The organism is Alkalilacustris brevis, from assembly GCF_003350345.1.
GTDB lineage: Bacteria > Pseudomonadota > Alphaproteobacteria > Rhodobacterales > Rhodobacteraceae > Alkalilacustris > Alkalilacustris brevis.
On the sequence record NZ_QNVJ01000051.1, the window covers coordinates 1 to 7,175 of the forward strand.

The 7,175-nt window shown below is 65.2% G+C and carries 12 protein-coding genes; 4 read left to right on the top strand and 8 right to left on the bottom strand.

Going from position 1 to position 7,175, the window contains the following annotated elements; translation table 11 throughout:
• Positions 1-142: 142 nt before the first annotated feature.
• From DQ229_RS07190 to DQ229_RS07215, 6 genes are all read right to left on the bottom strand, one after another.
• Positions 143-526 (bottom strand): rhodanese-like domain-containing protein, encoded by a 384-nt coding sequence (locus tag DQ229_RS07190; protein WP_114965601.1) that lies wholly within the window; start codon positions 524-526, stop codon positions 143-145.
• Positions 527-797: 271 nt separating this feature from the next.
• A complete protein-coding gene (locus tag DQ229_RS07195) occupies positions 798-1,364 on the bottom strand; it encodes a DUF3489 domain-containing protein (RefSeq protein WP_114965593.1) in 567 nt (188 codons plus the stop codon).
• A gap of 28 nt (positions 1,365-1,392) precedes the next feature.
• Entirely contained in the window at positions 1,393-1,794 is a 402-nt protein-coding gene (locus DQ229_RS07200) for a hypothetical protein (RefSeq protein WP_114965594.1), read from the bottom strand.
• Positions 1,791-2,096: a hypothetical protein gene (locus DQ229_RS07205; RefSeq protein WP_114965595.1), complete on the bottom strand. Its 306-nt coding sequence runs from the start codon at positions 2,094-2,096 to the stop codon at positions 1,791-1,793. The genes DQ229_RS07200 and DQ229_RS07205 overlap by 4 nt, the downstream gene beginning before the upstream one ends.
• Positions 2,093-2,314 carry a DUF6900 domain-containing protein gene (locus DQ229_RS07210; protein WP_114965596.1) on the bottom strand — a complete coding sequence of 74 codons (222 nt, stop codon included), beginning with the start codon at positions 2,312-2,314 and terminating at the stop codon, positions 2,093-2,095. The genes DQ229_RS07205 and DQ229_RS07210 overlap by 4 nt, the downstream gene beginning before the upstream one ends.
• A gap of 46 nt (positions 2,315-2,360) precedes the next feature.
• Positions 2,361-2,573, bottom strand: coding sequence for a hypothetical protein (locus DQ229_RS07215; protein ID WP_114965597.1), 213 nt, complete (start codon positions 2,571-2,573; stop codon positions 2,361-2,363).
• A gap of 145 nt (positions 2,574-2,718) precedes the next feature.
• Between DQ229_RS07215 and DQ229_RS07220 the strand changes: the two genes are divergently transcribed.
• Complete coding sequence (locus DQ229_RS07220; protein ID WP_114965598.1) at positions 2,719-3,258, top strand: hypothetical protein; 540 nt, start codon at positions 2,719-2,721, stop codon at positions 3,256-3,258.
• Positions 3,206-5,227: a phage terminase large subunit family protein gene (locus DQ229_RS07225; protein ID WP_202909523.1), complete on the top strand. Its 2,022-nt coding sequence runs from the start codon at positions 3,206-3,208 to the stop codon at positions 5,225-5,227. Before DQ229_RS07220 ends, DQ229_RS07225 begins: the two co-directional genes overlap by 53 nt.
• Here the strand turns inward: DQ229_RS07225 and DQ229_RS07230 are convergent, their stop codons facing one another.
• Both DQ229_RS07230 and DQ229_RS07235 read right to left on the bottom strand, forming a co-directional pair.
• Positions 5,228-5,524 carry a CcdB family protein gene (locus tag DQ229_RS07230; protein ID WP_114965599.1) on the bottom strand — a complete coding sequence of 99 codons (297 nt, stop codon included), beginning with the start codon at positions 5,522-5,524 and terminating at the stop codon, positions 5,228-5,230.
• Positions 5,524-5,769, bottom strand: a complete 246-nt coding sequence (locus DQ229_RS07235) for a type II toxin-antitoxin system CcdA family antitoxin (protein WP_114965600.1) — start codon at positions 5,767-5,769, stop codon at positions 5,524-5,526. The genes DQ229_RS07230 and DQ229_RS07235 overlap by 1 nt, the downstream gene beginning before the upstream one ends.
• Positions 5,770-5,853: 84 nt before the next feature.
• On the opposite strand from DQ229_RS07235, the gene DQ229_RS07240 reads away from it, so the two are divergent.
• Positions 5,854-6,063 carry a phage head-tail joining protein gene (locus tag DQ229_RS07240; protein WP_114965603.1) on the top strand — a complete coding sequence of 70 codons (210 nt, stop codon included), beginning with the start codon at positions 5,854-5,856 and terminating at the stop codon, positions 6,061-6,063.
• A gap of 11 nt (positions 6,064-6,074) precedes the next feature.
• The coding region (locus tag DQ229_RS07245) for a phage portal protein (protein WP_114965604.1) at positions 6,075-7,175 on the top strand (1,101 nt) is incomplete at its 3' end.

Genomic DNA, 7,175 nt, shown 5'->3' on the forward strand with positions numbered 1-7,175 from the left:
CCCGCTTCAGACGCAGAGATCATACCACAATTCACAAAAAGACGCGAGTTTTCACACACCCTCCGGACGGAGCGGACCTTCAGTCATCAGTCGTTCTTGCTACGGAAACAGGAGCTTCCTGTGCTACAGACAGGGAAATTATTCAATTGTCATAGGGCTCGGTCGGCCCGCCTGCCTCTTTCCATGCATTGGTGCCGCCCACGTTGATGACATTCGTGTAACCCATTTCGGCCAGCGTCTTGCCAGCCATGGCAGCCATCAGGCCACCGCCGCAGACGATGCATATCTGCGCATCTTTTTTGAAGATCGGCTTGTAGTATTCACTCTCCGGGTCCGCCGAGAGCTCTAGCATGCCTCGCGGCACATGGGTCGCGCCCGCGATCATGCCGGTTTGCCTCAAGCTGTTGCTGTCGCGCACATCAATGAATACCGCTTGACCTGAGGCATGGATCTGGATGGCCTCTTCCGGCGTCACACGCCGAACGATCGCATTGGCTTCGTCGAGATAGTCTTTTGCTTTTTTCATCATCACCACCTGATGGCTGGGGTCAATTGTCGCAATCCCGCAAGGCAGAAACACGGTAGTTTACGGCGATACAGTGCTTCTCATCCATAGCAGACTTGCCCACCTCCGAGTCGGCTTCCACAAAGCCAACGGAGCAGATAGTTTAAGGACATCGAAATTGTGACGCGTGTCGTTACACCTGTCTCGAATGTCCAGAAAGGGCTGGGACCGATCGGCCGCCGCTGCAGCATCTGAGGCAAGGGCGAGTGTCCGTTGTGGGCTCATATTGACGTCACCTGATCCGATACACCGACCCGCGTCCTTGCTCTTTTACGGATGTGATCCGGAGACCCAGCTTCTTCTTCAACCCACCCGAGATCAAGCCACGGGCGCTATGCGCCAACCATCCAGTCGCCGCGACGATCTCGGCAATGGTTGCGCCCCCCGGTCGCTGAAGGAGCACGATGATCTGCGCCTGCTTGGTACCGGCGCGGATGGGGATGGGTTTCGGCGTGTTGGTCTCCCGGGTCGTCGGCGCAGGTTCTGTGTCCGGTTCTGGCTTCGCCGTGCGTGCGCTGGCGACGGCGCTGGCCGCCACCGGCTCGATCCCGATGGCCTCCAACCCGGCCTCGGTGGCGATCAGGGTGGTGCCATGCCCATCGCCGGTTTCGCGCCAGAGCGGCTCGCCGCGGCAGAGGTCGGCGTCGACTTCTTCGAGCCAGCCGTTGGTGATCATGCGGGTGACGGCCTTGCTCGCAGCAGCGCCGTGCAACCCCTCGGGTAGCGGCATGGCCAGATTGCCCGGGCGGTTCGCCGCACGGCTGAGGATGAGGATCTGGGTATCGGTGAGTTTGGGCATCGAGGCCTCCTGTGGGACGTGGGGATCATCAGTCAGTTTCGGTCGGCGCGGCTGCGACGGCGAAGTGCTGCACCCAGCCGGTGAGATACGGCAGGCCTGCAGGGATTCCCTCGTCGCGCTCGGTCTGGCGGCTGATGCGCCAATCCTGCCAGCACCGGATCGCAGAGGTGATGGCGGCCTCACACCCCATGTTGCATCCGGTCATATTGCCAACCACATCGTCGGCGAAATGGCGGCCCATGCGGCTGTCGAGAAAGTCGCGGATGCCGATCATCTCATCCTCGCTGGTGGCGCGGATGGCTTTGGCGATCAGGGTCGAGGCCAGTACCCAGACCTCCACACTGCGTCGATCACGCTCCGGGCAGCTGGTCAGGGTGCCAAAAAAGCCGTGATCCCGGTTGCGGCTGGGCAGGATGGGTGGGTTGGTCATGGCTGCACCCCTTCGGGTTGCGCGACCTCGGGGTCCAGTTCGACCCACGCACCGCCCTGCCTGAGATAGAGATGGCAAAGTTCGCGGGTCGGGCGCGGCAGGATCACGGGGTCGCGCGGCGGATCGAAGCAGTCGAGCTCGTCGGCCCGGACCTGTCGGATTTCCTTGGCGGCGAGGATGTCCTCGGGCGTCCACGGTGCCAGCGCGGGCAGCATATGCGACGGGTAGCCGTCATAGTGTGTGTACACATGTGCCCATTCCCTGGGCCCGATCTGGATGGCGATCTGTGCGCGGGTGCTCATGATGCAGTCCTCAATTCGGTGTCCGCGTGGCCAGCGCCGCGCCCGGCTTCAAAGGCTTCCTCGAGCGCAGCGCGGAGGGCCCAGACGGCGACATCGTGGAAATCCAGCCGGTCCCAATTCCGGGTCTCCAGCGTCTCGAGGTGGAACTGGCGCCGGGCGATCTCGAGGAGCAGATCATCGCGCTGGGCGTTCGGGTTGGTCTTGATGCGGCGGGGCATGGTCTTCCTCCGAGTGGTTTGGTGCGGCGATCGCTGGCGCGCGGGTTCAGATCAGCCCGTGCTGTTTCAGGACCGGAACGACATCCGCCAGCTCGATTGTCCGGCAGTCGATCCCGACCCGGCCTGCCATCTCGAAGACCTCGGCATTCAGGGTCACGTCATTGAGATAGCGCTGCAGCGTGGCGGTGCTCATCGCCTGCACAAAGCGGGTGCGGTCAATGAAGATGCGGGTCGTATCGGAGGGGATTGCGATGGTCATGGTCTTGTCCTTCCTTTCGCTCTGTGAGGAGCGCGATGCACTCGTTTGCCTCAACACAATGAATCGCTCTATCCGGGAGTGTAATCAACTGAATAAACAGATTATTTACGTTTAATTCCAATACCTTGAGGATCATCACAGCGCCATGGAAGGTATCTCTGAGCGCGCCTATGCCGCCCATTCCGGCCTCTCGCGCGGGGCGGTGCAGAAGGCGCGCAAGAATGGGCGGCTGGTGCTCTTTGCCGACGGATCGATCAACGCGGCGGCCTCGGATGCACGCCGGGGCGCGATGACCGATCCGGACCAGCAGATGCGGTCGCGGGGAGGTGGCGAGGGGATGATCAGCGGGCCGGGCGAGACCTCGTCCTACATCAAGGCCCGCACCGCGCTGACCGTCTACATGGCGCAGGACAAGCAGATCGCCATCCAGAAGAAGAAGGGCGTGCTGGTCGATCGCGCGCGCGCCGAGACGCTGGTGTTTCGCCTCGCGCGTCAGGAGCGCGATACATGGGTCACCTGGCCCACCCGCGTGGCAGCACTCATGGCCGCGCAACTGTCCGCAGAGATGGAGAAGGCGCAGGGCAAGCCCGTGACGATCGAGACTGCGATCCTGCAGAGGGTGCTGGAAACCCATGTCCGAGAGCAGCTCGACGCCCTGGCAGACCTCCGGGTCAGCCTCAGTTGATCAGGAGGATCTGAACGTCGATCTGGATCTCGGCTTCGACGGGGCCGAGGACATCCTGCGCGCCTGGCGGCGAGGGATGCGGCCAGACGCCGATCTCACCGTGTCGGAATGGGCCGATGCGCATCGCTGGCTCAGCTCGCGCGCCTCGGCCGAGCCGGGGCGGTATCGCACCACGCGCACGCCTTACCTGCGCGGCATCATGGATGCGCTCTCGCCCGGCCACCCGGCACAACGGATTTCGTTCATGAAGGCCGCACAGGTCGGCGCCACGGAAGCGGGCAACAACTGGATCGGGTTTGTCATCCATCATGCGCCGGGGCCGATGCTGGCGGTGCTGCCCACAGTCGAGATGGCCAAGCGGACCTCGCGGGGCCGGATCGACCCGCTGATCGAGGACAGCCCGGCGCTGAAGGAACGGGTCAGCCCTGCCCGCTCGCGCGACGCGGGCAACTCGATGCTGTCCAAGGAATTCCCGGGCGGCATCCTGGTGCTGACCGGAGCCAACAGCGCGACCGGCCTGCGGTCGATGCCCGCGCGCTATGTGTTTCTGGACGAAGTCGACGCCTATCCGGCCTCGGCCGACGAGGAAGGCGACCCGGTCACGCTGGCCGAGGCGCGCACCACAACCTTCGCGCACCGGCGCAAGGTGTTTATGGTCTCGACCCCGACCATCCGGGGGTTGAGCCGGATCGAGCGCGAGTTCGAGGCCAGTGACCAGCGGCGCTACTTCGTGCCCTGCCCGCATTGCGGCCATAGGCAATGGCTGCGGTTTGAGCGCCTGCGCTGGGCAAAGGGGAATCCGGAAACGGCCGCGTACCATTGCGAGGGCTGCGAGCGCCCCATTGCCGAGCACCATAAGACCGAGATGCTGGCGCGCGGCGAATGGCGGGCAACGGCTGTGTCGGCGGACCCCACCGCCATCGGGTTCCACCTCTCGGCGCTCTATTCGCCGATCGGCTGGAAGAGCTGGGAACAAATCGCGCGGGACTGGCTGGCCGCGCAGGGCTCGGAAGAGATGCTGCGCGCGGCGCGCAACACGCTGCTGGGCGAGACCTGGATCGAGAGCGGGGAAGCCCCGGAATGGCAGCGCCTGGCGGATCGGCGCAGCGCCTTCCCGGCGCAGATCCCGGCAGGTGGGTTGTTCCTGACCGCCGGGGCCGATGTGCAGAAGGATCGGATCGAGGTCGATGTCTGGGCCTGGGGTCGGGGTGGGACAAGCTGGCTGGTCGATCACATCGTGATCCCGGGCGGGCCGGACGACCCAGCCTGCTGGGACAGGCTGACCGCGCTCTTGGGCCAGACATGGCAGCACGAGAACGGCGCCTTCATGACGCTGGCGAAGCTGGCGATCGACACGGGCTACGAGTCCGCGGCTGTTTACGCATGGTCCCGCAAGCAGGGCGCAGCGCAGGTCGCGCCCGTGAAGGGCTTGGAGGGGTTCAATCGCGCCACACCCGTCTCGGGGCCGACCTTCGTCGATGCGACGGTGAACGGGCGGAAACTGAAACGCGGGGCCCGGCTCTGGACGGTGGCCACGGCCACCTTCAAGGCTGAGACCTATCGCTATCTGCGGATCGAGCGACCGTCTGAGCCGGATGCGCCAATCCCGGCAGGCACGATCCACCTGCCCGACTGGGCCGACAGCGAATGGCTCAAGCAGCTGGTCGCCGAGCAGCTGGTCACGATCCGCGACAAGCGCGGCTATGCACGGCAGGAATGGCAGAAGCTGCGCGAGCGCAACGAGGCGCTGGATGCGCGTGTCTATGCGCGCGCCGCGGCATGGATCCTCGGCGCCGACCGTTTTGATGAGCGCATGTGGCGGCAGCTGGAAAAGCAGGCCGGGGTGGAACCCGCCGCCGGTGTCGCAGAGAAGCGCGAGCCCGAGAAACCGACCGCGCCCGAAGCCGGGCGCATCACCGCCCCCCGGCGGCGTGGCTGGAAGATCAGCACGCCCCGATACATGGAGTGATCAGAAGCCCGAGAAGACCATGTCGAGAGCGCCCCGAATCTCGTAGTCGAACCGCGACAGGTCCGCGACGGGCGGCGCCTTGAGCAGCGCCGAGGGGATCGCGGCCATCTCCGCCGTGTGCAGCACATGGGCGGCACCCTCGATCTCGAACACAGGCTCGAGCCGCCCGATGACCTTCGGCCCCGAAGCGGCGGGCACCAGCGGGGCGACCACGCGCGTGCCGGTTTCGATCAGATCGGTCTGGAGGTCGAGCGCCAGTCGGCCGCCCGGGACACGATAGACATGGAACTGCGCCATCAGTCGAGCTTGAGGACCTGAAGATCGGCCAAAGGTGTGCTGTTTGCTTCGATCCAGGCCCGGCGCTCGGCGATCGCCTCGGCATTCTCGCGCGCCCACGCCTCGGCCTTCGCCGTACGCACGGCCTCGGCCAGCGCGGCATCGCTGATGGCCGACACGTTCAGGCCCAGCTCGCGTGCGGCGGTAAGGTTGATTGCGGTCAGCGAGACATTCGTGCGCTGCTTCTCGGTGCTGTTCTGCGGCATTCGGGGCCTCCTTCGACACAAGAAATATACACACGATGCGTGTTCACAACAAGCGCGCTGCGCGACAGGCACCACGAGACCTCCATGACCCTCGATGATCTGAAATCCCGCCTCAGCGCGCTGCTGGCCGCGCGCTACAGCGGCACGCGCTCGGTCAGCTATGACGGCAAGAGCATCAATTATGGCTCGGACGCGGAACTGGCCGCCGCCATTGCCGATATCGAACGCCGGATCGCGGCACTGGAACGGACCAATCGGCGCGTATTGCGCCCCTTCGCCGTGAAGGACCTATGATGGCCGGCGCGATGAACTGGCGGCAGCGCCTCGGGGCCTTCATCGGCGGGTTTGACGCCGGCCAGCATCACCGCCGCTTGCGCGGGTTCCGCGCGACACGGGCGCATGTCAACGCGCTGATCGCGGGCTCTGGCCCCGACATCACCGCTCGTGCCCGCTGGCTCGTGCGCAACAACGGCTATGCCGTGAACGCTGTCGAAAGCTGGGCTGCGAACACCGTGGGTGACGGCATAAAACCGATCTCGAAGATCGGCGATGTCGCGCGCAAGGAGGAAGTGCAGCGCCTGTGGCTCGCCTGGACCGACGAGGCCGATGCCGAGGGGCTGACGGATTTCTACGGGCTCCAGCGCCGCGCCGCGCGCGAGGTATTCATGGCGGGCGAGGTGTTCTTCCGGATCCGGACGCGTCGCGCGGGCGATGGGCTGACGGTGCCGCTGCAACTGCAGATGCTGCCTGCGGAAATGCTGCCGCTCGAGCAGGCCGGCACGGCCGCCAATGGCAACGTGATCCGTCAGGGCATCGAGTTCGACCGCATCGGTCGGCGCGTGGCCTATCATTTTTTCCGCCGCCATCCGGGCGACAGTACCGATCCGGGGCTGGCAGGAGAGGTGGTGCGCGTCCCGGCCTCGGAGGTCATCCATGTGATAGACCCGGTTGAGGGCGGACAGCTGCGCGGCGTGTCGAAACTGGCGCCGGCCATCGTGAAGCTCTTCCTGCTGGATCAGTACGACGACGCCGAACTGGATCGCAAAAAGGTCGCAGCGATGTATGCGATGTTCGTCACGTCGCCTGCGCCCGAGAACCCGCTGGCCCCGGCCGAGGACGAGGATGCGCCCGCCGGTGTGGAGATCAGCCCGGGCCAGATCGTGCGGCTGGATCCGGGCGAGGATGTGACTGTGGGCCAGCCTGCCGATAGCGGCGCGACCTACGAGCCCTTTCAGTACCGCACGCTCCTGCAGATCTCCGCCGCGCTGGGCATCCCCTACCCGTATCTCGCCAATGACATGGTGAAGGGGAACTTCTCGAACTCGCGCCTCGCCCTGATCGAATTCCGCCGCCGCGTCTCGGCCTGGCAGCATTCGGTCATGGTCTGGCAGCTCTGCCGCCCGGTC

What these genes read in the sequence shown, in the direction of transcription:
- DQ229_RS07215 (WP_114965597.1), bottom strand. Translation starts at nt 2,573, where the DNA reads ATGACCATCGCAATCCCCTCCGATACGACCCGCATCTTCATTGACCGC.
- DQ229_RS07225 (WP_202909523.1), top strand. Translation starts at nt 3,206, where the DNA reads ATGTCCGAGAGCAGCTCGACGCCCTGGCAGACCTCCGGGTCAGCCTCA.
- DQ229_RS07240 (WP_114965603.1), top strand. Translation starts at nt 5,854, where the DNA reads ATGACCCTCGATGATCTGAAATCCCGCCTCAGCGCGCTGCTGGCCGCG.
- DQ229_RS07195 (WP_114965593.1), bottom strand. Translation starts at nt 1,364, where the DNA reads ATGCCCAAACTCACCGATACCCAGATCCTCATCCTCAGCCGTGCGGCG.
- DQ229_RS07205 (WP_114965595.1), bottom strand. Translation starts at nt 2,096, where the DNA reads ATGAGCACCCGCGCACAGATCGCCATCCAGATCGGGCCCAGGGAATGG.
- DQ229_RS07235 (WP_114965600.1), bottom strand. Translation starts at nt 5,769, where the DNA reads ATGCCGCAGAACAGCACCGAGAAGCAGCGCACGAATGTCTCGCTGACC.
- DQ229_RS07220 (WP_114965598.1), top strand. Translation starts at nt 2,719, where the DNA reads ATGGAAGGTATCTCTGAGCGCGCCTATGCCGCCCATTCCGGCCTCTCG.
- DQ229_RS07200 (WP_114965594.1), bottom strand. Translation starts at nt 1,794, where the DNA reads ATGACCAACCCACCCATCCTGCCCAGCCGCAACCGGGATCACGGCTTT.
- DQ229_RS07230 (WP_114965599.1), bottom strand. Translation starts at nt 5,524, where the DNA reads ATGGCGCAGTTCCATGTCTATCGTGTCCCGGGCGGCCGACTGGCGCTC.
- DQ229_RS07190 (WP_114965601.1), bottom strand. Translation starts at nt 526, where the DNA reads ATGAAAAAAGCAAAAGACTATCTCGACGAAGCCAATGCGATCGTTCGG.
- DQ229_RS07210 (WP_114965596.1), bottom strand. Translation starts at nt 2,314, where the DNA reads ATGCCCCGCCGCATCAAGACCAACCCGAACGCCCAGCGCGATGATCTG.